24 protein-coding genes are annotated in these 25,429 nt (G+C 64.5%); 9 read left to right on the forward strand and 15 right to left on the reverse strand.

Annotated features, from left to right (window positions below; genetic code table 11):
- Window positions 1-30 precede the first annotated feature (30 nt).
- From U5A82_RS13380 to U5A82_RS13420, 9 genes are all read right to left on the reverse strand, one after another.
- The gene (locus tag U5A82_RS13380) at window positions 31-1,473 is read right to left on the reverse strand and encodes an NAD-dependent succinate-semialdehyde dehydrogenase (RefSeq protein WP_326291344.1); all 1,443 of its coding nucleotides are present in this window, start codon (window positions 1,471-1,473) and stop codon (window positions 31-33) included.
- 77 nt (window positions 1,474-1,550) lie between these two features.
- Complete coding sequence (locus U5A82_RS13385) at window positions 1,551-2,717, reverse strand: alpha/beta hydrolase-fold protein (RefSeq protein WP_326291345.1); 1,167 nt, start codon at window positions 2,715-2,717, stop codon at window positions 1,551-1,553.
- Between the two features lie 3 nt (window positions 2,718-2,720).
- Window positions 2,721-4,106, reverse strand: a complete 1,386-nt coding sequence (locus U5A82_RS13390) for an MFS transporter (protein WP_326291346.1) — start codon at window positions 4,104-4,106, stop codon at window positions 2,721-2,723.
- Window positions 4,103-4,582: a (2Fe-2S)-binding protein gene (locus U5A82_RS13395; RefSeq protein ID WP_326291347.1), complete on the reverse strand. Its 480-nt coding sequence runs from the start codon at window positions 4,580-4,582 to the stop codon at window positions 4,103-4,105. Before U5A82_RS13395 ends, U5A82_RS13390 begins: the two co-directional genes overlap by 4 nt.
- On the reverse strand, window positions 4,579-5,499 hold the full coding sequence (locus U5A82_RS13400) for a formylglycine-generating enzyme family protein (protein WP_326291348.1): 921 nt from the start codon (window positions 5,497-5,499) through the stop codon (window positions 4,579-4,581). Before U5A82_RS13400 ends, U5A82_RS13395 begins: the two co-directional genes overlap by 4 nt.
- Complete coding sequence (locus tag U5A82_RS13405; protein WP_326291349.1) at window positions 5,496-7,679, reverse strand: xanthine dehydrogenase family protein molybdopterin-binding subunit; 2,184 nt, start codon at window positions 7,677-7,679, stop codon at window positions 5,496-5,498. The genes U5A82_RS13400 and U5A82_RS13405 overlap by 4 nt, the downstream gene beginning before the upstream one ends.
- A 7-nt stretch (window positions 7,680-7,686) precedes the next feature.
- Complete coding sequence (locus tag U5A82_RS13410) at window positions 7,687-8,052, reverse strand: c-type cytochrome (RefSeq protein ID WP_326291350.1); 366 nt, start codon at window positions 8,050-8,052, stop codon at window positions 7,687-7,689.
- Window positions 8,053-8,060: 8 nt separating this feature from the next.
- Window positions 8,061-9,260, reverse strand: a complete 1,200-nt coding sequence (locus tag U5A82_RS13415) for an FAD-dependent oxidoreductase (RefSeq protein ID WP_326291351.1) — start codon at window positions 9,258-9,260, stop codon at window positions 8,061-8,063.
- A 263-nt stretch (window positions 9,261-9,523) separates the two neighbouring features.
- On the reverse strand, window positions 9,524-11,638 hold the full coding sequence (locus tag U5A82_RS13420) for a TonB-dependent receptor (protein WP_326291352.1): 2,115 nt from the start codon (window positions 11,636-11,638) through the stop codon (window positions 9,524-9,526).
- A 308-nt stretch (window positions 11,639-11,946) separates the two neighbouring features.
- On the opposite strand from U5A82_RS13420, the gene U5A82_RS13425 reads away from it, so the two are divergent.
- From U5A82_RS13425 to U5A82_RS13435, 3 genes are read left to right on the forward strand one after another with little or no spacing between them, the layout of a single operon-like run.
- Entirely contained in the window at window positions 11,947-13,167 is a 1,221-nt protein-coding gene (locus tag U5A82_RS13425; RefSeq protein WP_326291353.1) for a class I SAM-dependent methyltransferase, read from the forward strand.
- A gap of 26 nt (window positions 13,168-13,193) precedes the next feature.
- Window positions 13,194-13,541, forward strand: coding sequence for a hypothetical protein (locus tag U5A82_RS13430; RefSeq protein WP_326291354.1), 348 nt, complete (start codon window positions 13,194-13,196; stop codon window positions 13,539-13,541).
- Window positions 13,542-13,549: 8 nt separating this feature from the next.
- Complete coding sequence (locus tag U5A82_RS13435; protein ID WP_326291355.1) at window positions 13,550-15,115, forward strand: FAD-binding oxidoreductase; 1,566 nt, start codon at window positions 13,550-13,552, stop codon at window positions 15,113-15,115.
- On the opposite strand, the gene U5A82_RS13440 is transcribed toward U5A82_RS13435, so the two are convergent.
- Complete coding sequence (locus U5A82_RS13440) at window positions 15,112-15,612, reverse strand: VOC family protein (protein WP_326291356.1); 501 nt, start codon at window positions 15,610-15,612, stop codon at window positions 15,112-15,114. The two genes, U5A82_RS13435 and U5A82_RS13440, sit on opposite strands and share 4 nt — an antisense overlap.
- Complete coding sequence (locus U5A82_RS13445) at window positions 15,609-16,307, reverse strand: hypothetical protein (protein ID WP_326291357.1); 699 nt, start codon at window positions 16,305-16,307, stop codon at window positions 15,609-15,611. The genes U5A82_RS13440 and U5A82_RS13445 overlap by 4 nt, the downstream gene beginning before the upstream one ends.
- A 169-nt stretch (window positions 16,308-16,476) precedes the next feature.
- On the opposite strand from U5A82_RS13445, the gene U5A82_RS13450 reads away from it, so the two are divergent.
- The 3 genes from U5A82_RS13450 to U5A82_RS13460 are packed head-to-tail and all read left to right on the forward strand — an operon-like array spanning window position 16,477 to window position 18,344.
- Window positions 16,477-16,656 (forward strand): hypothetical protein, encoded by a 180-nt coding sequence (locus U5A82_RS13450; RefSeq protein WP_326291358.1) that lies wholly within the window; start codon window positions 16,477-16,479, stop codon window positions 16,654-16,656.
- Window positions 16,653-17,411, forward strand: coding sequence for a maleate cis-trans isomerase family protein (locus tag U5A82_RS13455; RefSeq protein WP_326291359.1), 759 nt, complete (start codon window positions 16,653-16,655; stop codon window positions 17,409-17,411). Before U5A82_RS13450 ends, U5A82_RS13455 begins: the two co-directional genes overlap by 4 nt.
- 18 nt (window positions 17,412-17,429) lie before the next feature.
- A complete protein-coding gene (locus tag U5A82_RS13460) occupies window positions 17,430-18,344 on the forward strand; it encodes a polysaccharide deacetylase family protein (protein ID WP_326291360.1) in 915 nt (304 codons plus the stop codon).
- Window positions 18,345-18,378: 34 nt separating this feature from the next.
- Here U5A82_RS13460 and U5A82_RS13465 read toward each other — a convergent pair whose 3' ends face one another.
- The 3 genes from U5A82_RS13465 to U5A82_RS13475 are packed head-to-tail and all read right to left on the reverse strand — an operon-like array spanning window position 18,379 to window position 20,866.
- Window positions 18,379-19,743: an MmgE/PrpD family protein gene (locus U5A82_RS13465; protein WP_326291361.1), complete on the reverse strand. Its 1,365-nt coding sequence runs from the start codon at window positions 19,741-19,743 to the stop codon at window positions 18,379-18,381.
- Complete coding sequence (locus U5A82_RS13470; RefSeq protein ID WP_326291362.1) at window positions 19,740-20,561, reverse strand: SDR family NAD(P)-dependent oxidoreductase; 822 nt, start codon at window positions 20,559-20,561, stop codon at window positions 19,740-19,742. Before U5A82_RS13470 ends, U5A82_RS13465 begins: the two co-directional genes overlap by 4 nt.
- Window positions 20,558-20,866, reverse strand: coding sequence for an REDY-like protein HapK (locus U5A82_RS13475; protein ID WP_326291363.1), 309 nt, complete (start codon window positions 20,864-20,866; stop codon window positions 20,558-20,560). The genes U5A82_RS13470 and U5A82_RS13475 overlap by 4 nt, the downstream gene beginning before the upstream one ends.
- 171 nt (window positions 20,867-21,037) lie before the next feature.
- Between U5A82_RS13475 and U5A82_RS13480 the strand changes: the two genes are divergently transcribed.
- Genes U5A82_RS13480 through U5A82_RS13490 form a run of 3 tightly spaced genes read left to right on the forward strand, consistent with a single transcriptional unit; the run spans window position 21,038 to window position 24,028 of the window.
- Entirely contained in the window at window positions 21,038-22,258 is a 1,221-nt protein-coding gene (locus tag U5A82_RS13480; RefSeq protein WP_326291364.1) for a class I SAM-dependent methyltransferase, read from the forward strand.
- Window positions 22,258-22,617, forward strand: coding sequence for a hypothetical protein (locus tag U5A82_RS13485; RefSeq protein ID WP_326291365.1), 360 nt, complete (start codon window positions 22,258-22,260; stop codon window positions 22,615-22,617). Before U5A82_RS13480 ends, U5A82_RS13485 begins: the two co-directional genes overlap by 1 nt.
- A 7-nt stretch (window positions 22,618-22,624) precedes the next feature.
- Window positions 22,625-24,028 (forward strand): FAD-dependent oxidoreductase, encoded by a 1,404-nt coding sequence (locus U5A82_RS13490; protein WP_326291366.1) that lies wholly within the window; start codon window positions 22,625-22,627, stop codon window positions 24,026-24,028.
- 4 nt (window positions 24,029-24,032) lie between these two features.
- Here the strand turns inward: U5A82_RS13490 and U5A82_RS13495 are convergent, their stop codons facing one another.
- A complete protein-coding gene (locus U5A82_RS13495) occupies window positions 24,033-25,295 on the reverse strand; it encodes an MFS transporter (protein ID WP_326291367.1) in 1,263 nt (420 codons plus the stop codon).
- Window positions 25,296-25,429: the final 134 nt, after the last annotated feature.

Genomic DNA, 25,429 nt, shown 5'->3' on the forward strand with positions numbered 1-25,429 from the left:
CCATCAGGCGCATCCCCGTCTCCCATGGGCTTAAATGCCCATGCAAAGATATTTGATCTCCATATAGTCGTCCAGGCCATGGCTGGAGCCTTCACGGCCGAGGCCGGATTGCTTGACGCCGCCGAAGGGCGCGACTTCGGTGGAGATGAGGCCGGTGTTGATGCCGACTATGCCCGCCTCCAACGCTTCGGCGACGCGCCATACGCGCGACAGGTCGCGGCTGTAAAAATAGCTTGCGAGGCCGAATTCACTATCATTGGCCTGGGCGATGGCATCCGCCTCTTCCTTGAAACGGATGACGCCGGCGAGCGGGCCGAAGGTTTCCTCGGTCGCGATCTTCATGTCGGCGGTCACGTCCGCCAGCACGGTCGGTGTGAAATAGGTGCCGCCAAGTGCGCTGCGGTCGCCGCCCGTCACCAGCGTCGCGCCCTTGGCCAGGGCGTCGGCGACATGCTCCTCCACCTTTTCGACGGCAGCGGCGTCGATCAAGGGGCCGGTATCGACGCCGCTTTCCATGCCGTTGCCCAGTTTCAGTGCTTTGGTGCGCTCAGCCAATTTGCCGACGAACGCGTCATAGACGCCGTCCTGCACGTAGAAGCGGTTGGTGCATACGCAGGTCTGGCCGGCATTGCGGAACTTGGATGCGATCGCGCCGTCGACCGCCGCGTCGATATCGGCATCGTCGAACACCAGGAACGGCGCGTTGCCGCCCAGTTCCAAGCTCAATTTCTTGATCGTGTCGGCCGACTGGCGCATCAGTTCGCGGCCGACCTCGGTCGACCCGGTGAAGCTGATCTTGCGCACGACGGGGCTGGCGGTCAGAGCGCCGCCGATCGCCCGCGCGCTGCCGGTCAGCACGTTGAACACGCCCTTTGGCACCCCCGCTTCTTCCGCCAGAACGGCAAGGGCGAGCGCGGAAAAGGGGGTTTGGGATGCGGGTTTCAGCACCACCGTGCAACCGGCGGCAAGTGCCGGGCCGATTTTCCGCGTGATCATCGCCGCCGGGAAATTCCAGGGGGTGATCGCACCGACGACACCGATGGGCTGCTTCAGGCAGACGATGCGTCGGTCGGCGGCATGGCCGGGCACGACGTCGCCGTAAGCGCGCTTGGCCTCTTCCGCGAACCATTCGATGAAGCTGGCCGCATAGGCGATTTCGCCCTTGGCCTCCGCCAACGGCTTGCCCTGTTCGCGGGTCAGCAATTCGCCCAGCGCATCCTGGTTCGCCATCATCAGGTCGAAGAAGCGGCGCAATATGGTCGAGCGCTCCTTCGCCGTCCGCGCGGCCCAGGCGGGCATGGCGGCCTGCGCCGCGACGATCGCACGATCGGTTTCGGCTGCGCCCATGTTGGGCACCGTCCCGATCTCCTCACCCGTGGCAGGATTGGTGACCGACAGCGTCCCGCCATCATCGGCTGCCACCCATTGTCCATCGATATAGGCGGATTGTTTGAGGAAATCGGTAAAAGGCATGGGTTTATCCTAGGCAGGGTAAGGCAGGCGGCGCGGCCAAGCGCTCCGCCCGATCAACGATCGTCGGTCCGAAGCGTTCAGCGAAAAAGCGTTGGCGCAAATTCAGTCAGATAATTGCGCCAGTTGGGCCAGTCATGACCGCCGCCGCTTTCGCGATAGACGTAGCGAATGCCGTAATCGTCCATCAGCTTGCGCGTCGGGGCCGACATGGCGAAGAGAAAATCATCGCGGCCGAAGGCGTAGAATACGGGCTGACGACCCTTGGCCCGCGCCTTGAGCGCGGCATCGTTCGCCGCGCGATAGTCCGCCACCTGCGCGCCTTCGGTCAGGCCCAGGCTGAAAATACCGATCGATCCGAACAGGTCCGGCCGCGTCAGGCCGAAATGGATGGTGTGCGCGCCACCCATGGACAATCCTGCCATCGCCCTGTTCTTCGGGTCTTTCAGCGTGCGGAAATGGTGATCGATATGGGGAATGAGGGTATCGGTGAGGTCCGCGCCGAAATCCGTGTTTCGCATCCGTTCGACGCCTGCATGCGCTGGGGTATGACCGAACGGCATGACGACGATCATCGGCTTGGCCTTCCCGGCCGCGATCAGATTGTCGAGGATCAGGTGCGCATGGCCGATGGACGTCCAGCTATCGTCGCTATCGCCCGCGCCGTGGACGAGATAGAGTACCGGATAGCGCCTGCCGTCCGATGCTTCATAGCCTGGCGGCGTATAGATATGCGCGCGTCGCATGATGCCCAGCGCTTCGGATTTGTAGTCGAGCGTCGAGACGAGGCCATGCGGCACATCGGCGCGCCACGCCTGGAAAGCGGCATCCGCGCCCGGCACGTCCACGACCGAGCGGACGCCGCGAAAATCTTCGGCGAACTGCTTGCCCTGCGGGTCGGCCATGTCGATCCCGTCGACATTGAAGGCGAAGCGGTAGGGGCCAGGTTTCACCGGGGTGGCTATGCGTACGGACCAATAGCCCTGCGCGTCCTTTTCCATCGGCAAACCGGCAGGCTTGCCGTCATAGCCGTTGGGCACCGTGGGCAGTTCGCTGCTGGTCAGCTTCACAGCCAATGCGCGCGGCGCGCAAAGACGGAAGAGGACGTGGCGATCCCCGTCGACCTCGACCGAGTCATATTCCAGCCGGCGCTGGAGCGGCGTCGTTTCCACGCATGCGGGTTGAGGCGCCGCGTGAGCCGTCAGCGGGACGATGGCGGACAGGGTTGCAAGACATATCGGGCGCATGGCTTACATGCCTGCTGGTTCTGGATCGATCACGGCTGGCGCAGGGGTGCGGCCGCCCAGCGTGTAGAACCAGATGCACAGCGCATTCAGCAGAAACAGGCCGACCGGCAGAACCGCATAGCAGATATAGAGCGCGGCCACCGCCGAGGCGGGCTGTTCGACCAGCGCGCCGTTGCGGGTCGGCAGATAATCCGCGGTCTTGAGATAATAGCCCACCACCGCGACGCCACCGGCGAAGGAGATTTTTTCGATCATCGCGATGACGCTGGACAGCAGGCCTTCGCGCCCCTGCCCCGTCAGTTCGCGATCATAAGCCATGGTATCGCCCAGCATCGAAATCGACAGCAGGATCATGCCACCCGACCCGAAGCCGAAGATCACGCCGCGCACCAGCAGTTCGGTGGTCGATACGTCTTTGCCGGTCAGCAACCAGCTGAGCGACACGGCGCACATGACGGCGATTCCGAGCAGATAGGCGTTACGCTTGCCGAAGCGGCGTTCCAGCCACAGCCAGAGCGGCATGGACAGCGCGACGATGAGATTGGCGCTCATCGAATAGATCATCTGTCCGGTATAGCCCACGCCCAGCACGTTGAGCATAAACAGCAAAGTCGTCGTGGCGGTGCTGGCGAAGGCCAGGAACTGGAAGATTTTCGCACCGACGAGCAGCATGAAGGGACGATTGCGCAGCAGGAGACGCCACTGTCCGGCGTCGGCATGGATTTCCGGCCGGGTCGCTTCGAGCTGGCGGGCCTTGGCCGTCCCGAAGAAACAGGCCACCATCGCCGAAAAGATGATGAGCGCCATCACCACGCCCATGACCATATAGCCGGTGCGACCACCACCGCCCGCCGAAATGATGCTGGCGGTCGCGGCGACGGCCAGCAACTGGCCGATGGATACGAAGACCGTGCGGAAGGACAACAGCCGCGATCGTTCGTAGCGCGACCCGGTCATTTCCGACGGCATCGTCATATAGGGTACGTTGAACAGCGAATAGCCAGTGGAATAGAGGACCAGCGCCGCCAGCATGTAGAGGGTGATCGCACTATCGCTCATTTCGGGCGGGGCGAAGATCATCAGGAAGGACAGCGCCGATACCAGCGCCCCTGCCAACAGGTAGGGCCGACGGCGACCCCAGCGACTGCGCGTCCGATCGCTCATCATGCCGACCGCGATGTCGGCCAGCACGTCGTACAGCTTGGAAATCATCAGCAGATAGCCGGCGATCTCCGGTGATTTACCCAGGACCGTCGAACAGAAAGCGGGGAAATAGGCGGTCACGGTATTGAGCATGATCGACACGCCGACCGTACCGACGCCAAAGCCCAGGCAGAGCTTTACGGGCAGCCGGTCCGCCGCTGCCCCCGTGATGGTGGCGCTGGTCATCGTGTATCTCCCGAAGAGGATGAAAGGGTCGCGGCCGCGCGATGGATGGCGCGGCGGATGCGGGGATAGGTGCCGCAACGACAGATATTGGTGATCTGATCGTCAATGTCGGCGTCGGTGGGTTTGGGAATTGTCGACAGCATGGCCGCCACGGCCATCACCATGCCCGGCTGGCAATAGCCACATTGCGGCACCTGTTCGGCGATCCACGCAGCTTGTACGGCATGATCGCCCTGCCCGGCGTCAAGCCCTTCGATCGTGGTGATCCTCGCTTCGCCGATATCGCCGACGCCGACCGAGCAGCTGCGGACCGCGACGCCATCGGCATGCACCGTGCAGGCGCCGCAAATGCCGACGCCGCAGCCGAATTTCGTGCCTTTCAGGCCCACCTCGTCACGGATCACCCATAGGAGCGGCGTGTCCGCCGGAACATCGATCTGACGCTCCACGCCGTTGACGGTCAGGCTGATGCTCATGGCAGGTCCATCGCGATGCGCAGGCCGAACAACTGGCTGACGCGGTCGACCGGATCACGCCCGCGGAAGGTCGGCCGGGCGCGGGTCACATTGGTGGCCCAGCTTGCGCCGCGCACCGAACGCCGGTCGCAGGCGCCCGCCTCATAGGGACGTTCGTCCACCGCCACGGCCGGATAGGGCATGACATAGCAATCCTGCGTCCAGGTCCAGACATTGCCGATCATGTCGCGCACGCCAAAGGCGTTTGGCGCGAAGCTGCCGACCGGCGCCAGCGTTGGGTAGCCATCCGAACAGCTATTGGCTTTTCCTTCCACCACCGCGCTGGGCGCGGCGCTGGCGTCGAGCAGATTGGCATAGCGGCAGGCGTCGGCAGGATCCTCGCCCCATGGATAGAGGGACTTGGCCCCCGCCCGTGCGGCATATTCCCATTCGGCTTCGCTGAGCAGTCGATAGGGTTTGCCGGTCTTTTTGGCGATCCAGGCGACATAGGCGGTCGCATCCCGCCAGTCGATGCAGACCACGGGATCATGGGCGCGCGGCTTGCGTCCGAGCGCGGGATCGGCCCAACCGACCCCCTTCGCTACCGCATAGCTGCCGCTGCGCGGCAATATGCAATCGGTCGCAGCCTTGTGGCCTGTCGCTTTGACGAAAGCGGCGAACTGGGCGTATGTGACGGGCACGACGCCGATGGCGAACGCCTTGCGGATCGTGACGTCATGCACCGGACCTTCATAGCGTCCCGCCTCGCCACCGTCCGCCCCCATGGTGAAGCGACCGGGACCGACCACGACCATCTGCGAGCAATCGGCGCAGTCCCGGAAGATCGTGCCGGGCTTCGAGGGGCTGGATGTCTTCGCTTGCACAGGCGACTGCGCCAAAGCGCAAACAGCGAGCAAGGCAAGGATAAGGATCTTCATGCAGTCACCTCGAAACCGGCGTCGATGATCGGCAGGGCGCGGATACGGCGGCCGGTCGCGGCGTGGATCGCGCCGCATAGTGCAGGGGCGATCGCGGGAACGCCTGCCTCGCCCACGCCGCCGACCGGCGCGCCGCTATCGACCAGATGCACCTCGATCTGCGGCGTGGATCGCATCAGGACGACCGGATAGTCGCCGAAACTGCCTTCCACGACGGCCCCGTCCTTGAGCGTGATCTTTCCGAACAGGGCAGCCGACAGACCGAAGATCGCCGCGCCTTCCAACTGCGAGACGATATTGTCGGGGGCGACCTGCTGCCCGCAGTCGAACGCGCAGACGATACGCGTGACGCGGAGCACCTTATCCTTCACCGCGACCTCGACCACCATGGCGCAGCGGGAACCCCACCCCGTGGCGAGCGCGACGCCACGCCCTTGCCCCTTGGCCATCGGCTTGCCCCAGCCTGATTTCTCACCCACCAGTTTCAGGACTGCATGCGTGCGCGGATCATCCTTGGCTATGGCAAGGCGATATTCGAGCGGATCGCGCTTCAGCTTCGCGGCAATCTCATCGATGATCGCTTCGGAAAAGAAGCCGTTCTGCGACCCGGACACGGAGCGCCAATAGCCGGTACGGACCGGCCCTTCGATCTCGACGCCTTCTATCTGCTGCGCGCCCAATCGATAATCGGGCGACAAAAGCCCCCCTGCGACCGCGCCATCGGCCAGGCCCGGAAAGCGGAATTGCGACATGGTCGATAGCGGCTGACCAGAAATGCGACCGCGCATGGCGCTGATCCGGCCGTCCTGCTCCACCCCGGCGGTCAGGCGCGCGGCGAAGCCGGGGCGGTAGAAATCGTTGCGCATATCCTCGTCACGCGGCCAGATCAGCATGACGGGGCGGCCCGGCACCGCCATGGCCAGGCGCACCGCCTGATGCACGAAGTCGCGCTCGTTCTTCCGGCCGAAGCCGCCACCCAGATAGGTGCGGTTGACCGTGACGGCCTGGGCGGCAAGCCCGGTGATCTTCGCCAGCTCAGGCGCAACCACATCGGCGCACTGGAGCGGTCCCCAGATTTCGCAGCTATCCGCCCGCACCAGCGCGGTGCAGCAGAGCGGCTCCATCGTGGCATGGGCCAGATAGGGAACTTCGTAGGTCGCCTCGACCTTGATCGGCGCGGCGGCGAGGGCCGCGTCCACGACGTCGGCGCTTGCGCCCATATCAGGCTTCTGGCCGTCGAACCCGACCGGAAAGGGCAATATGCCGTCCTGGCGTTCCAGTCCCGCGACGATCCGCTGGCGCAATATGGCGCTATCGATGCGCGGCCCCGGCTGCGCTGCGAGGTCGAGCGCCAGCGCGCCCTTGTGCGCCTGCCAGTAGCGGTCGGCGATCACGCCCACCGCATTGTCCAGCGTCACGACCTTGCGCACGCCCGCAATGCCAAGCGCCGGTTCCGATGCGAAGGGGGCCAGAGTGCCGCCCGCGACCGGCACATGGCGCACGGCGGCATAGAGCATGTCGGGCAGAACGAGGTCCATGCCGAAGGGCGCGGCGCCCCGCACCTTGGCAGGGATGTCCTTGCGCGGGAAATTTTTGCCGATCAGCCGAAAGCTGTCGGCGTCTTTCAGCGGCACACCCGTCGGAACCGGTAGCTTCGCCGCTTCGGTGGCGACATCGCCATAGCCCAGGGTCCGGCCGCTTGCCGCGTGGATCAGCCGGCTGTCGCGCGTCGTGATCGTGGCAGGATCGACGCCCCATCGCGCGGCGGCGGTCGTGACCAGCATCGCGCGGGCACTGGCACCGACCTGGCGTAGAAGGTCGTAATAGCTGGTAATGCCGTCGCTGTTGGCGCTGCGCTGGCGCTTGTTCTTCGCCGCGAAGGCAGGACTCGCGCCTGACAGCCGCACCGTGACGCGGCTCCAGTCCGCATCCAGTTCTTCCGCGACGATGCGCGGCAGGGCGTCGGCGATACCCTGCCCCATTTCCGCGCCGGGCGTCACGATCTCCACATTGCCGTCCGGGGAGATGGCGACATAGGCGTTCAGCGCGCCGCTCGCCCCCTGCGCCTCCGCCCGCGCGGCTCCACCGATCGCTACGCCGACAGCCAGGCCGCCGCCCAGCGCGAGGAAGCCCCGACGATCGAGAGCGACGATGCGATCGACGGGCGGGGCGTCGCGCATCGGCGGACTACTTCGCCGCGTCGCGCAGATAGGCGATGATCGCACGGCGGGAGTCGGCATTGGCCACGCCGCCGAAAGCCATGCGATTGCCCGGCACGACGGCCTGCGGCTTGGCGATGAAGGCGTCGAGACGCTTTTCGTCCCAGGCGAAGCCCGCCTTCGCCAGTGCCGGTGAAAAGGCGAAGCCCGCGCGGCTCCCCGCCTTCGCTCCGAACAGACCATTCAAATTGGGCCCCACCTTGTTGGGCGCGCCCTTCGCAACGCTGTGGCAGGCTGTGCATTGCAGGAACAGCATCTTGCCCTTCGCTGCATCCGGCGACGGCGCGGCCATGGCAGGAGCGGCCGACACTGTCGCGGCCATCAGGATCATCATGCGTGCAATCATGGAATCGACGCCTCATATGCCAGACTGTTGAACATGGATTGGGTGAGCAGATAGTCGCGCCGCGCCTCTTCATCACCCGCCAGCATTTCCAGATGCGCTTCGCGATCCGCGAAATTCTCGCTCATCGCCTTTTTGTTGGCGATGGTCTGGGCCTGGACGAAGCTGGTGGTCACGGTGCGACGCTGACGGTCGTAGCGGTCGAGCAGTTCGTCGGGATCGGCCCCTTCGAGAAGGATCGCCGACAGCTTCTGCGACAGGCTCCAGGCATCGTGAATGCCCGAGTTCATGCCAAAGCCGCCCAGCGGATTGTTGAGATGCGCCGCATCCCCCGCCAGCACCACGCGGCCGTCACGGAAGCTTTTCGCCACTCGCTGATGGACCCGGTACACGGTGCGATGCTCCGTCTGGATCTCCGGCGCGTCCGGGCCAAGCAGATCGCGAAACACCTTGTCCTTGCGCGCGTCGCTCAGCACGTCGGCGGAACTGGCGTCGTCCGCCTGGGGCAGCAGGATGCGCCACAGGCCCGGGACGCGCAGCAATACGCACCAGCCCGGCGGATCGGCGACATAGTTGACGTCCGACAACCATGGCAGATGCTTTTCGATCGGATAGGCGGTGGACAGCGTCAGGAAGCTTTCGGGATAGGTAAATCCGTCAAATTCGATGCCCAGCCATTTGCGCACCATCGAATTGGCGCCATCGGCACCCACAAGATAGTCGGCGCGATAGGTTTTGAGGTCGAAAGGCCCCTCCGCCGTCGCCGTGACGCCGCCGTCGTCCTGGACCATATGCACCAAGCGGCGGGAAAACTCGACCTCCGCATGGGGCATATCGGCCAGCCGTTCGGCCACCAGGCGGGTCAGTTTGAACTGTTCGCACTGGAGGCGGTAGGGAAACTGGGTGACGTCGCCCAGTTCGCTGACGCTGAGCGAGAAGCTCTTTCCGGTCTGACGGTTATGGTAGGTATAGCTTGGCGCCTTCAACCCCTGTTCTTCCAGGATCGGCAACAGGCCAAGCTCGTCCATCATCTCCAGCGTCGGCGGATGGAAGGTCGAGGCGCGCATATCCTCCAGGCAGGTCGCGGCCGCTTCCAGCACGCGAACGCTAATCCCCTTTTTCGCCAGCGCGTAGGCGAGCACCATGCCCGATGGACCGCCCCCCGCGATCAGGACTTGCACATGATCGACACTGCTCATGCCGAAGCCCCCGACCGCATCGTCGCGCGCGGTCCCCGGAACACCTTTTCCCCGGCTGTCATGCGAAATTCGGCTGTCATGCCCGCTCCCTGTCTATGCATTGAGGCAAGGTAGGCGAAGCCCTTCAGGCGCGGGGCACGACGCACCATTTGTCCGCGCTGCGGAGAGTGCGGGGTGTGAAGGCCGCGAAACCTTTGCTCTAGAAACAAAAAATGGGCCTGCCCCGGCGGGCAGACCCATTTCGGCATTACGCGGGATGGCGATCAGAAGCTGTAGCGAATTGTCCCCAGAACGGTGCGCGGATCGATGGCGAAACGCGGCTGGATGACCGAAAAGCCGAAGCCGGTCTGCCAGCCCTGTTCCTGCAACAGGTTCTTGGCCGTTACCTGTAGCTTCCACTGACCCAGTTCGTAGCCGACATAGCCGTTCAATATGTCCTGCTTGTCGATCCAGCCGATCATCGCATTGTCGGGCGTGGAATAATAGGCGTCGCGCAGGCTGTAGTCCGACCCGAAGATCAGCTTGCCCGGCCCGACCGCTATGTCGCCGTCGAAGCCCATATTGACCTGATATTTCGGGAAGACGGGCAGTTCCTTGCCGACCAGCGATCCGCCATTGGCGGCGCCGTCATATTTGCCGTCGTTGATGGAGCCATTGCCCCACAGGGTCAGGCCCGGCACCACACGCCAGGACAGTTCCGCTTCAAGCCCCTTGAGCGTGGCGTTGTAGTTTTCGACCAGGAAGCCGCCGTCATTGGTGTTGAAGGGCTGCTGCCTGTCCTTGATCTTGTTGTAGAAGCCGGAAATGTTGATCCGCACTTTGCGCCCGAACAGGTCGGACTTGAGGCCGACTTCATAGGCCTTCGTAATTTGCGGCTTGAACGGCTGGGACAATTCGGTGGCGTTCGACGCAAGACCGTTATAGCCGCCCGCCTTGAAGCCTTCGCTATAGGAGGCATAGGCCAGGATGTCGGGCGTGATCTTGTAGTTGACGCCGAGTTTCGGGGTGAACCGCTCATAGCGATTGGCGAGCAGCACCGGCACACCGTTGATGACCGAATCCAGACGCTTGTCATCGATCGTGTAACGCCCCGCGCCGATCAGGGCGAGTTGATCGGTCAGGTTGAAGGTCAGCTGGCCATAGCCTGCAAAGCTGTTCGTTTCGATATTGTAGATGGTGCGGCTGGGGGTGAAGAAGATCGCCAAATCGACGGTCTGCCCGGCCTTTTCATTGAAATAATAGATGCCCGCCACATAATCGATCAGCCCGTCGGCAGCGCTGCCGGTGGCCTGCAATTCCTGGCTGAACTGATGCTGGTTGCCGCCCGCCGTCCGATTGAACAAGGCCAGCGGCGTCGTGCCGGGCAGGCCAAGGAAGGAAGGCGGAACGCCGCCCGAAAAATCCTCGGTCCAGCTGTCCTTGAGTTCCGAATAGGCGGTGATCGACGTGAGCTTTCCGCCGGGCATGTCGGCGGACAGCCGCAACGTGCCGCCATATTGTTCCAGCCGCGTCGCCGAAGGCGTCGGCGACAGGACGGTGCGATAGGAACCGCTGACCGGCACGATATCGCCAGCCGCATTTATGGTCGTGGACACGGCATATTGGCCATCCGACTTGCCATGCATATAATAGCCCGTCAGGCGGCCTTCGATCGCATCGCCGACATAAGCGATGTCGCCCTGGACGCCCTCGAAACTGTCCTTGCCGACCTTCCGGTCGAGCGTCGCATTATATTGCCGACCGCCATCGCGTGCGCGGACCATGCCGTTGAGCGAGGCGCGCCAGCGTCCGTCGGCGGACAGCGGGCCGGTGACATAGCCCTTGGCCCGGCGCTCGTTCCAGCTGCCATAGCCCAGCTGGACGGAGCCGCCGAACTCGTCCTTTGGCGCGCGGGTGATGATGTTGACGGCGCCGGCCGAACTGTTGCGGCCGTACAATACGCCCTGCGGTCCACGCAGCACTTCGATCCGTTCCAGCTCGACAAATTCGAGCATCGAACCGGCCAGGCGCGCGCGATAGACGTCATCGACATAGATGGCGACTTCCAATTCGGACGTCACGAATGCGCCGTCCGTGACGCCGCCGCCACGGATGAAGGGCTTGAGCCCCGCCGTTCCGCCGGTGACGCCATCGAACTTCACATTGGGCGCCATGCGGTTGAGGTCCATCGGCGACTGGATCTGCAAGCGGTCGATCGCTTCGCTGCCGATCGCGGTGACGCTGACGGGCACGTCCTGCAACCGCTGCCCGGTGCGCTGCGCCGTGACGGTGATTTCCTGGAGCATGCCGCTGTCGGCCTGCCCATCCTGCGCAAAAGCGCCATTGCTGGCGAAGGCGGCCAGCAAGGCGAGCGCCGAGGTGGTGTGATGTAAGGACATGAATGCGGACCCTTTGAGCGACGTGTCGGACATTTGCGATTGTGCGCGCCTATGCCCTTGCGGATGTTCCCTGCCTGCCGCGCGCGGCGGTCTTCGCCGTCCGTCGCACTTTGCGTCCATCAGAACGCCACCTTGTCAGCCATCCGTCAGCGTTTCTGGTGCCGCCTATCCGCCTGCCGAACAGTGCCATGCGCACGTCTGCCTTGGCGACGGCGTGCGATCTAGCCTATCCTTGCAGAGCTGATCCGGGCGCTTCGATACGCTCTGGTCCCAGCCCATGGGCAGTTGCCCAGCCCTAAACGGAGATCATGGTCGTGCTCAATACCTTTCAGCAGGCGCCCCACGCCGCATTGCCCCAGGCCACACCGGACGAAGCCGCGCGTCAGGAATTTTCCAAGAGCCTGAAGCAGTTCGTCCAGCAGGGACTGCTCCCCGGCCTTGGTCCCATCTATCGCACCCGCGCGACCCAGCGGTTCGAGCGGGAGACGGGCCGCGCACCTGTGGACCGGCACGACATTCGCAAGGCGATGGTGCCCGACAGCTATTTCCAGCATTATGCGGCGGTCAATCGCATCAGCCAGGAATTGCTGTGGGATGGCGTCATCGACAGCATCGATCGGGATTCGGAAGGCCTCCGCGCGCGGGCGGAGGCGGCATCGCAGCGCAACCAGGGCGAATTGCGCCTGCCCGACGCCTTCGATGTCCCGCGTTATGTCAGCGCCCTTGATATCCACTGCATGCCGGGCGGCTATGCCGGTCATGGCGTGGGCAATGACCCGGCTCTGGGCGCCCTCTACGATCGGGGCGTGTTTCTCTATGCGATGGGTTATACCGGGCCGGACAATGACGATATGGGCCGTTCCGTCTGCAACTACATCAAGCGGCGGCTGAACGGGTTCAGCCCCAAGCGTATCCTCGATATGGGCTGCACGGTCGGCCATTCGACCCTGCCGTACAAGGAACTGTTCCCCGACGCCGAAATCTGGGGCGTCGACGTGGCGGGCGCGCAGGTGCGCTACGCCCATGCCCGCGCCGGGGCGATGGGCCTGGACGTCAATTTCGCGCAGATGAACGCGGAAAGCATCGATTTCCCGGACGGTCATTTCGACCTGGTGGTCAGCCACATCCTGCTGCACGAAACATCGGGCAAGGCGATGCCGAAGATCTTCAAGGAATGTCACCGCCTGCTGTCGCCGGGCGGCTACATGATCCATGCCGACTTGCCGCCCTTCGACCTGATGGACCCGTTCACCCAGTTCATTCTGGATAACGAAACCTATTATAATAACGAGCCTTTCTGGGGCGCGATGCGCGACATGGATCAGGTGAAACTGGCCACCGACGCAGGCTTCCCGGTCGAGACCATCAGGTTCGACACCGCGCCCATGGCGGTGATGGAGTTCGCCGCCAGCGAAGCGGCGGGATATAGCCAGGATGCGGCCGACAGCGTCGCCGAGCGCGACTTCACCGCAGGCGAATTTGCGCCGGGCGGTGGTTGGGAAGTGCTGATCGCCCAGAAGGCCGCGTGAACGGACCGCATAGGAAAGACTTGATAATGACCCAACCGATGCAGCGCAGCGCCCGTGGCAAGCGCCCCGCCTTTTACGAAACGCCCGCCCTGGATCAGATGATGTCGATGATCATGGTGTTGTCGAGCGAAGTATCCGTCCTGGCCGACCAGATCGACGGCATGCAGCGGGTCGCCGCCGCCAATGGCCTGGACCTGAAAGGCGGCATGGAAAAGCTGGTGCTGGACCAGGACGCCCTGGAAGAGCGCGAGGCGCGGCGGCAGGCGATGCTGGGCCGGTTGTTCTACCTGATGCGCAAGGAGGCCGACGAAGCCACCGCCAGCGAAACCAGCGAAGGCTATGCCAAGGTCATAGACGAGATCGCACAGGGATGACCGTCGCTGTGACCCAGGATTCCTCGGCATTGGCCGCCTTCACCGCCATCGTCGGATCGGACAATGTCCTGACCGGCGACGCCCTGCTGCCGATCGCCACCGACGTCTATCGCCAGGGCGCGCTGCCGATCGCGGCGGTGCGTCCACAGAGCGTGGAACAGTTGCAGGACGTCGCCAGGGTCGCGGCGCGTTTCGCGCTGCCGCTGAGCGTGCGTGGCGGCGGCGCATCCTATACCGATGGCTATATCGGGCGGGATGCAGGCCAGTTGCTGATCGACATGGGCGCGCTGAACCGGATCGTGGCGATCGATGAGGCGAATGGCCATGTCACGGTGGAGGCCGGGGTCACCTGGGCGGCGTTGCGCGATGCGCTGGCCGCAAAAGATTTGCGCACGCCCTTTTGGGGACCGTTTTCGGGCCTTGCCGCGACGATTGGCGGGTCGATGTCGCAGAACACGATCAGCCATGGGTCGGGCGCCTACGGGATTTCGGCAGACTCGGCTCTCTCTTTCGACATCGTGACTGCCGATGGCGCATTGCTGCGCACGGGCACCGCGACGGCAGGTGCCGTCCCCTTCATGCGGCATTTCGGGCCGGACCTGACGGGATTGTTCACCGGCGACTGCGGCACGCTGGGCATCAAGGCGCGGATCACCCTGCCCGTCATTCGGCGGCGGCCCGCGCATCGGCCGATCTCCTTCGCCTTTACCGACTTCGCGTCGATGCATAAATCGATGAGGCGGATCGCGATCGAACGGATCGAGGATACGCATTTCGCGCTCGACGCCGCCCTGTCCCAAGGGCAGATCGCGCGGCAGGACCGGGCGGGCGCGTCGCTCGACATGGCGCTGTCCATCGTAAAGAGTTCGCCATCGCTGGCAGCGGGCGTCAAGCAGGTCGTGCGCGCGGGACTGTCCGCGCGCAAGGTGATCGGCAGTTCGGCCTATATGACCCACTATATCGTCGAGGGGTTCGACGATGCGGAAGTGAAGGCGCGCCTGCATCGCTTGCGCCAGCTGGTCGAAGGCCTGGGTCGGGAGATACCCGCGACCGTGGCGGCGGTCGTGCGCGGCATGCCCTTTGCGCCGCTGTTCAACACGCTGGGTCCGGCGGGGGAACGGTGGGTGCCGTTGCACGGTATCCTGCCGCACAGCGCCGTGGCGGGCTTCGACAAGGCATTCCACGCTTTCCTGGCGGAACGGTCGGCCGAGATGCAGCGGCTGGGCGTCTGGACCGGCGGCATGTATGCGACGGTCAATTCCGGTGGCTTCCTGTATGAGATCGCGATCTACTGGCCCGACGCCATCACGCCCTATCACCGCGCGAACGTCCCGGCGGACTATCTGGCAAGCCTGCCGGTCTATCCCGCCAATGCCGAAGCGCGCGATTATGTCCATCAGCTCAAGACCGATATGACGAGCCTGTTCGTGGCGCATGGCGCGACCAATTTCCAGCTCGGCCGGGCCTATCCCTATGCAGAGCGGCTGAGCGCTGAGCCGCTGGCGCTGGTGAAGGCGATCAAGGCGGCGCTGGACCCGGACGGGCGGCTGACGCCGGGCGGGTTGGGGCTTTAGGCCCCTTCTCGCCCCGTTCTCTCCTGCTCCGCAGGGTCCGTTTCGACCAGATTGATCAATATCCCGTCGGGATCGCGCAGGCAGACTTCCTGCTGGGCGCGGTGGGGCATGACGAACAATTCCGGTTCGGGGGACCAGCTTGCCCCGGCCGCGCGCAGGACTGCAAGCGTATCGTCCATGGAGCGGACGTAGAAAACCAGGGCAACTTCGCCGATACGCGCGGGTCCGGTGGCGGCGGGCACGGCATCGGGCCTCAGCGCTGGATCGATCAGGAACAGGCCGATCATCCCGTAATTGGGGCCGCCACTTTTGACGATGCGAACGGCCAGCGGGCCATGGTCGGCAAAGCCCAATATGGTGGAAGCCGACGGATCGGTCAGGACGCCCGCATAATAGACATCGATAAAACCCAGCGCGGCGTAGAAGGCCGCAGCGCGATCCAGATCGCGCACGAAGATGGTGCCACGGATCAGCGCGGATACCGGGCGGACGGTCATGGCAGCGGCTCCTCGGCGAAATCGGTGAGTTCGTAGGTCGTGGGCACATGGCTCCAGCGCATGGCCAGGAACAGGCAGTCCTGTTGTCGCACCCAAAGATCCGCCGGGGGCCAATCGTCCCGCCAACGCAACTGATAATGACGCGCGGCGAAGGTGCCTGCGGTGACGTGGATGTCCGTCTGCCCGATATAGGCGACGTCGATCCGCACCGGACAGGCACCGACGGCCTCGTCGCCATTGGGCGATATGCTGTTGGTGATCGCATCGATCGGCACGAACGTCCCCGGCCGGTCGATGCCGCGCGCCTGAACGATCAGCGCATCGCCCTGTAGCGGGTGCAGCCCCAGATAGACGAGCGGGCCGTCGGTGGCGATGCGGTGGGACGGCAGCGCCGCACCCGCGACGCGTCCTTCGACCCGCACCGCGTCAACACCCACGTCGAACCAGAGCGCCGCTTCCTCGCGACCGTCACGCGTCAGGCGGCAATAGCCATCGCGCGGCCGCCAATCCGCCCCCATCGACAGGCTGACATCGCGCAGCAAGGCAGCATCGTCCAGCACGCACAGCGCGCGCAATATATGGCCGCCCGGATGGGACGACAGGTCGAAATGTTCGTGACCGGTTTCACTGCCATCGGCCACGCGATAGGCGATCCGGCCGGATAGGCGACGCGACAGGGCAGGTGCAAAGGTCATGGGCAAGGACGCTAACCGGCGCGCCCTTCTGTCCTGCCTTGCTGTAAATGCTGACCGACAGGCGAGCATCCCCGCGCCTCTGTGTTCCGGCAAAGCGTCGCACCGCCATTGTCTCGCCCGTCAGCAGGGCGCCCCGCGTCCGGTTCTTAAGGGAAATGCCGTGTCGGGAATGGCCGAAATGCTGTGGAGCGTGTTCGACATCGACCGCGCCTGCGCGGCGTTATATTGCCAGCCCTGTGACATGGCTATCGCGGGTATCGGGCGCGCCCGCCTGTTCTCGACCCCTACGCCGGATGGCGTGATCCCAGAATCTTTCCAGATCATAGACCCCGAAAGGCTCATCCCATGACTGATTCGCTTGGCCACCGCATGAAATTCGCGGTGGTGGCGCCGTCCACCAACACCAGCGTGGAGCCGGAATATGCGCTGATGCAGCCGCGCGGCGTCACCAACCATTTCTCGCGCATCGCCATTCCCGACACCAAGGTGACGGATGACGACAGCTTCATGGTGATGCTGGAAAATATCCGCGCCGCCACGTTCGACGCGGTCGACGTGTCGATGTCGATGGAGCCGGGCTGCGTCATCATGGGCATGTCGGCCGAAACCTTCTGGGACGGTGCGGAGGGTGCGGACCGCCTGCACAAGAAGATGCTGGAGCGCACCGGCGGCGTACCGGTCATCATGGGATCGACCGCCGTCGATGCCGCGATCAAGGCCTATGAAAGCGAAACCGGCCCGATCAAGAAGATCGGCATCCTTACCCCCTACGCCCCGGTCGGCGACCGGAACGTCAAGAAATTCTTCGAGGACCAGGGCTATGAGGTCGTGCATATCATCGGCCTGAAATCGCCGTCGCCCATGATGATCGCGCATGAATCGAAGCAGACGCTGAAACGCACTGCCATCGCAGTTTCCGAAGGCGTCGATGCGATCATCCAGGCAGGCACCAACCTGGCCTTCGCCGAAGTTGCCGCCATCGCCGAATTCTGGCTGGAAAAGCCGGTGATCGCGATCAATACCGCTACCTACTGGCACGCACTGCGGTCGATGGGCATCCAGGACCAGATGGACGGGTTCGGCGCGCTGCTCAGCCGCTTCTAAGCATAAGGGTCGTACGACATGGACTATGATTATATCCCCCTGCCCCAGCGCAAGCCGCTGAAATGGCCGAACGGCGCGCGCGTGGCGCTGATCCTGACGTTCAACCTGGAAACCTGGGATCTGACCAAGGATACGGACAAGCCCTATTATGCCGGTGGCCCGGCGATTCTGCCCGACATTTTACCGGGGAACATTCCCGATTTCCCCAACTTCACCTGGCGCGAATATGGCCAGCGCGTCGGCATCTGGCGGTTGTTCGACCTGTTCGACAAGCTGGGCGCGAAGGCGAGTTGCACCACCAACGCGGTGACGTTCGAGCGGCGCAAGGCGATGACCGACGCGGTGCTGGAACGCGGCTGGGAATTGCTGACACATAATTGGGAACAGGGCGAACTGCTCACCAATTTCGCGGGCGATCCGGCCAAGGAGCGCGAGATCGTGATGCGCACGCTCGACCAGTTCGAGACGTTCACCGGCCGCAAGTCGAAGGGCTGGCTGTCGTCGTCGCTGCGTGGGACTTTGCAGACGGCGGACATCCTCGCCGAATATGGCGCGACCTTCTACTGCGACATCATGAACGACGATCAGCCCTATCTGCTGAAGACGCCGCATGGGCCGATCGTGTCGGTGCCCTATTCCAACGAGATCAACGATTTCACCTTCATCACGCGCAAGAATTTCACGACCGACCAGTTCGCCCAGGCGCTGATCGAGGAACTGGACGTGCTGTACGAGGAAGGCGCGACCAGCGGGCGGATCATGAATGTCGGCCTGCACCCGCATGTGTCGGGCCGCGCGCATCGCATCCGGGCGATCCGCGAATTCATCGAACATGCCCAGTCGCTACCCGGCGTGTGGTGGGCGACGCGCGAGGAGATCGCCGAATGGTATCTCCAGAATCATGAGGATCATATTCCCGGCCAGCTTGGCTGAACCGGACAAAGGGGAGCAGCGATGCTCCCCTTTCTTATGGCGCGCCCATGATGCCGGTGGCGCGCAGTCTGGTCATTGCGTCGGCGCTGTCATCCAGCCCGGCGATCGCGTCGATCAGCGGCTGATGCGCGGCGGCCAGACCGCCGAAGCTGAGGCAGCCCAACGCCTTGGCGTCATGCTGCTCGCGGGTCAGCGGCCATTGCGGCGAACCCAGTTGGGCGTCGATCGCGATGTCCGCGCTGCGCCCATCAGACAGCCGGGCCACCGCTCGTGCGGGCACGAAGGCCGCCGGGTCGGGATTGCCGTCGTTCACTACCATGATGCGAGCCGCCAGCGCCAACAGTGCCGGATCGTCCAGGCTTTCGCGTCGGAAATCGGCCAGCGACACCTTACCGCGCGTCAACGTCACGGCGATCAGCCAGGGCAGGCACAGGCGCGCATAGCCCGGCTCCATACCGGGCTTGGCCGGACGCCCGACGAGACGGTGGATCAATGACGGCGCATGATAGTCCAGTCTTTGCAGCGTGTTAGCGCGGACAGCCTGTTCTTCCATCAGCCGCTGGGTCGCGACGATCCCGCCATGACCCGCTCGCCCGGTGGGAAAGGGTTTCCAGCTGACGTCGGTGATCCGATGCCCCTGTTGCAGCAGGGCGAGCGCGGCAGGCAGATCGTGACTGACTTCCTGCAAAGCCAGATAGCCGAATGGCCCCTCGATCGGCGCGGCGATGCCGGGCATGCCCAGGCGGGCGAGATCGACCGCGACGAGCGACGCGCGCGCGGCATTGGCGACCTGCACCGGCAAGGCGGGCTTGCCCTCGACATGGGCCTGCATGGTGCCAGACGCGAAGGCCAGCGCGTGGCCGAACGCGTCGATCGCCGTCTCCCGATCCATGCGGCGTAGCCGGGCAATGGCGGCGACGCAGCCGAAGATACCGGCTGTGGCGGGGCGGAAGAAGCTGAGCGGACCGGTGGCGGCCAGCCCCAGCGTCACCGCGATATCGACGGCCGCGACGATGGCGGACAGGAAATCCGCCCCACTGACGGGTGCGCCGCGCTCCGCTTCGGCCAGCAAGGCGGCAAGGACCGTCGCCATCGGGTGCAGCACGGCCGGTTCATGGACGCAGTCATATTCCTGGCCATGGATCTGGAAGGCATTGACGAAGGCGGCCGATGCGGCGGGCAGCATGATGCCAGGACGGCCCAGCAACGACGCGCCGCCCCCCTCTCCCCAACCCTGCGCCATCGCCAGCACGGCGTCGGCATGGGCGGCGTTGCGCCCGGCGACACCGACGCACAGGCTGTCGTGCAGGAAGATGCGGGTGGCGTCCTGCGCGGCACCGGGGACATTGGCCCATTCGATGCCCAGCGCATGGTCGATCAGGGTCGCCGAAACGCTCAATGCGGTTCCTCGCCACCCGACACGTTCATGCTTTCGCCCGTAATATAGACGGCTTCGTCCGAGCAGAGGAAAGCCACGGCGCTGGCGGTGTCTTCCGGCAGGCCGGGGCGGCCCATGGGAATGCGGCCAGCCATACGCTTAAGATACTCTTCCACCGAAATGCCCTGCAAGGCGGCGAAATGTTCGTTCTGCCATTGACCAAGGCCAGTGGTGACATGGTTGGGGCAGACATTGTTGACGGTGATGCCATGCCCGCCCAGTTCGATCGACGCCGACCGGACCAGGCCGACCAGCCCATGTTTGGATGCGGTGTAAGCCTGCGCGTGGGGGAAGCCGGACTTGGCCGCCTGGCTGGCGATATTGACGATGCGTCCGCCCTTGCTCTGCGCGATCATGATTTCCGCCGCCGCCTGAAGCCCGAAGAAGGCGCCGGTCAGGTTGACGTCGATCACCGCGCGCCAATCGTCGGCGGACACGTCCATCATCGGCTTCATGATGTAGCCGATGCCTGCGTTATTGATCCATATATCCAGCGACCCGTGGGTGGCCTGGGCGTGGGCGGCGAGCGCACGAACCTGATCGGGATCGCGCACGTCGCAGGCGAAGGTGGAGCCGGGCGTATCGAGCGAGGCCGCGATCTTCTGCATCTCTTCCGTGCCGCCGATCATGCCATCTGGCGTGGCGGCGTCCCGCGAAGCGCCGATGTCGGAAATGACGACGGCCGCACCTTCCGCCGCCAGCCGTCGCGCGATCGCTTCGCCCAGCCCGCCCGCGCGGCCCGATCCGGTTACGACCGCCGTCTTGCCCGCGAACCTCATGGCTTGATCTGCTCGGTGGTGAGGAAGGTCACGTCGGCCATGTCCTGAAAGGCGGCGGCGACTGCCTGCATCGCGTCGGTCGCCACGTCCTGGCCGAACTGGTCCATGTCCGCGACGTCGATGATCTCGACATATTGGTAGGGCGCGGGCGCGTCGCTGCCCAGCTGGCCCGTGGCACGAAACACGTCGAACCGCTCGATCGACGACAGGCCGTTGACCGTGGGCAGGTCGACGGTGCGCGCCCACTGCTCGTAGCTTTCGACGGAAATGCCGGGCTTCAGGTTGAACAGGGCGATGAGGCGCATGGCGTCTTCCTTGCGAAGGGATGGAGCCGATGGGCTAGCGCGAGCGCGCGGTCACGATCAGCATCCCCGCCGCTTTTGTCCGCGAAGCGGGCAGATGTCTGCGCGCATCTTGTCCACCATCATGCCTGTGCGCAGAATTGCATCTTGCCCTGCCAGAGTGAGGAAACCGTGGTGGACGACAGCCGCAGCAACGATCCCGCAGCCCAATATGACGGCCCGCCCGACTATCGCGTCGTCGGCCGCCATGCCCTGTTTCCCCAGACCAGCCATGATGAGATCGAACGGATCAACTTCCTCGCGCAGATGAACCGCCACCTCGCCGCGCGCGTCGTGCCGGGCGTGAAGGCGGCCTATGACCAGCGCGTCGCGCCCCGCTTCGAGGCCGAACAGGGCCGCCCGATCGGCGACCGGCATGAAGCGCGCAAGGCGCTGCTGCGCGATCCCGCGTTCCAGACCTGGTCGGCGCTGCGCCGCATGACGATGGAGCAGCGGCAACAGGCAGGCCGCTGGACCACCATCCGCCAGCGCGAACGATTGGCGAAAATCGCGGACGCATTGACGAACGCGGACGACAGGCTGTCGCTCGATCCCGCGCTGCCCATCCCGCGCTATGTATCGGCGGTCGATCATCACTGCATGCCCGGCAGCTATCATCAGCAGGCCTTCGAAGGCGACGTCACCAACGGCGCGAATTACGATCATGCAGGCTTCGTCACGACCGGCGGGCTGCTCGGCAAATATTCGGATGGCGGTGGGCATGCCGTGGTCAAATGGGTGAAGCGCAACCTGCCCGATTTCCAGCCGCGCGCCATATTGGAAATTGGCGGAACGGTAGGCCATAGCAGCCTGCCGCTGGCGCAGGCCTTCCCCGACGCGGAGATGACGATCGCGGATCTGGGCGCGCCGATGCTGCGCTATGGATTAGGCCGGGCGAAGTCGCTGGGCGTCGACAATATCCGCTTCGTGCAGGCCAGCGGGGAGGATCTGTCGATCTTTCCCGACCAGAGCTTCGACTGGGTTCAGACGACGATGTTCCTGCATGAGCTGTCGACCAGCGCGCTGCGCAACATCTTTGCCGAAACGCGGCGGCTGTTGCGTCCGGGCGGCATCGTGCTGCATGTCGAACAGCCGCAATATGCGGCCGACATGCCGCTGTTCGAACAGGCGATGCGCGATTGGGACGCCTTCTACAACAACGAACCCTTTTGGAGCCGGATGCACGAGATGGACCTGGACGCGGCGATGGTCGCGGCGGGGTTCGATCCCGACAGCCTGATCCATGGCGGCGTGACGGGCGTGGTCGATCGCGACCTGTTCCCCGACGCGCAGGAGGATGACACCGAGGATTATGGTCGCAAGGCGGCCTGGCACGTGATCGGGGCGATGGTCTGATGAGCTTTGCGGATGCATTGAACGAAGCGGGCGCGAAGCCCGCAGGCAAGCGGCCCTATTTCCTGGAACCGCAGGTCGAACGGGTGCTGGCGATCACCATGACGATCGCGCAGGAACTTGCCGTCGCGCGGCAGCGGGTGGATACGCTGGAGCGGCTTCTGGTGGCCAAGGGCGTGCTGGCGGACAGCGAAATAGACAGTTTCTCGCCGTCGCAACAGGAGGCGGCCGAACGCGCCATGTGGAACCAGGAATATATCGCCCGCATCCTGCGCATCGTGCAGCAGGAAAATGAGGCGGCGGTCGCCGGAGGTGACATGGCGTCGGGCGATGTCGGCGACGAGATCGCGGCCCAGGGGTGATCCGGTGATGAGCGAGACCTTCGAATTCACTGTGCCCGTCCTGGTCGTGGGCGGTGGCGCATGCGGCTGCATCGCCGCGCTGGCGGCCAAGGATGCGGGCGTCGATCCGCTGCTGATCGAGGTGGACGCCCGGCCGATGGGGTCGAGCGGCATGTCGCAGGGATTGATCTGCGCCGCGGGCACGCAGGCACAGGCCGCGCTGGGGATTGAGGATGATGCCGACACCTTTTTCGCCGACATCATGGCCAAGACGCATGGCCAGACCGATCCGGTGATCGCGCGGACGCTGGCCGAGCAATCGGGCCCGACGATCGACTGGATGGTCGAACGCCATGGATTGCCCTGGGATGTCGATACCGGCTTCCGCCCCGTCTATGGCAACAGCCGGCTCCGCGTCCATGGCTGGCGCGGCCATGGCGGGCAGGACATGGTGGACCTGCTGCACCAGAAGCTGGCCGAGGAAGGTATCGACGTGCTGCTGGAGGCGCGGTTGATCGATGTCGTCGCGGACGCCAACGGCCGGGTATCAGGCGTCGTGCTGGAGCGTCCCGATGGATCGCAGGATCGTGTCGGATGCGAAACGATCATCTTTGCCGCAGGCGGCTTTGCGGCCAATCATGCGATGGTCGCGCATTTCATGCCCGCCGTGGCGAACGCGCGGAACAACGGTCACGAGCGCAGCCAGGGTATCGCCGTGCAGCTGGGCCAACGGATCGGCGCTGCGCTGGGCGACATGGGCGCCTATCAGGGTTACGCCATGCTGACCGAGCCGCAGGGCATTCCCGTGCCGCCCGGTGTGCTGGTCGAGGGCGGCATGATCGTCAACATGGCGGGCGAACGCTTCACCGATGAAAGCGCGGACATTGCAGGCATGTGCCATCCGGTGATGGCGCAGCCGGGCACGCATTGCTGGGTGATATTCGACGCCGCGATCGAAGCGCGCTGCGCCTATATTCCCGAGACGCAGGCGCTGATGGAATTGAATGCGGCCAAGTGCGGCGATACGGTCGTGGCCCTGGCGCAGGCGATCGGCGTGGATGCGGCGGCGCTGTCGCAGACGCTGACGCAGGCGCATGATGCCCAAAGGGCCGGGACGCCCGATCGGTTCGGCCGGGACTGGGGCGCGGACATGCCGCCATCGGGGTCTTTACGCGCGCTCAAGGTGGTCGGCGCGATCTTTCACACCCAGGGCGGATTACAGATCGACGGATCGGCGCGCGTGTTGCGCGCGGACGGCAGCCCGCTGCCCAACGTCTTTGCCGGTGGCGGATCGGCACGCAGCGTGTCGGGGCCGTCGAGCTGGGGCTATCTCCCCGCCATGGGGCTTTGCACCGCCGTTACGCTCGGCCGGGTTGCAGGCGAAGCGGCGGCGGCGCAGGTGCGGGCGCAGGCGGGCACGACGCCCGCCTGATTGCTTATTTTACGATCGGTTCGTCGGCAAAGTCGCGATAGCGGCCCAGCAGCAGGAAGGATGCAGCCGCCAGCAGCAGCATGACGAAGGACGCCTTGAGCGCCAGATCGTAGCTGCCATGCAGGTCGTAATCCCAGCCGAAGCCGAGCGGACCGAAGCCCGATCCCATAGCGAAGAAGACGTAGAGGATGCCGTATATCGCGGCATAGCTGCGCAGGCCGAAATAGCGAGCGACGAAATAGGCCATCACGTCATATTCGATCCCCAGCGCGAAGCCGATCAGGAAGATGGACAGCGCCGCCACTCCGAAACTGATGCCGTCCATCGTCAGCAACCAGCAGGACAGGCCCGGCACGGCCAGGATGATGAAGGACACGCCAGGCGCCCAGAAGCGATCGAGCAACCAGCCGCCCGCGATCCGCCCCGTCAGCGCGGACAGGCCGATGATCGGCGTCAGCGACAGGACCATGTCGGGCGCGACGCCCTTGCTGGTCAGGATCACTTCCATATTCGGCACCGGCCCGCCCAGGGCGAAGGAAATCGGGATCAGCGAAAGCGCCAGCAACCAGAATCGCCATTCACGAAAAGCCTGCCGCAACGTCAACCCGCCGGGGGTCGTGGTGCGGACGATCGCATCGGGATGCTCGTCCGTGTCGCGGAAAAGAAAATAGGCGGTGGGCAGCGCGATCAGCAGCGGCAGCAGGCCAAGGCCGATATAGGCCCCCCGCCAACCGAAATCGGCGATCAGCCAGCCAAGATAGGGCTTGGAAAATATCCCGAACAGACCCGTCCCCATCAGCGACAGGCCCAGCGCCAGCCCCTTTCGCCGGTCGAACCAGTGATTGACCGCCTTTGTCCAGGTGATCGGCAAGGTGCCGGCCCCCAGGGACGCGATCAGCGCCCAGCTGAGATAATATTGCACCAGCGACCCGGTGGAAAAGGCGAGCGACATGAAAGCCAGGCCGAACAGGACAAGGGATGTCATCGCCACCCGGCGCACGCCCAGCCTTTCCGCCAATATGCCAACGGCAGGCCCCGCCCACAGGGTCATGATGGTGGTGACGCTGATCCCGCCCATGATCTGGCCCATCGACCAGCCGAACTCCCGCGCCAGATGCGGCGCGAACATGCCCATGGTGTAGAAGGGCATGGGCGACAACCCCAGGCCAATGCCGAGCAGAGAGGCCAGCACCACCTGCCAGCCGCGCCGGAACTCGCCATAGCCCGATGCCGGGCGGCCCTGTGGTTGCTCCACGGCAAGGTCCATCGATACGCTTCCTTATTCCCTGACAGACCGTGAATGGGCGCGGACCGCAGGCTGCCTGCAACCCGAGCCGGATCATGATCCGCAGGGCGGATAGACGGATGCGACGGGGCAGGATGCACCGCGCTCTTTTGTCA

This window comes from Sphingobium sp. CR2-8 (genome assembly GCF_035818615.1).
Classification (GTDB): domain Bacteria; phylum Pseudomonadota; class Alphaproteobacteria; order Sphingomonadales; family Sphingomonadaceae; genus Sphingobium.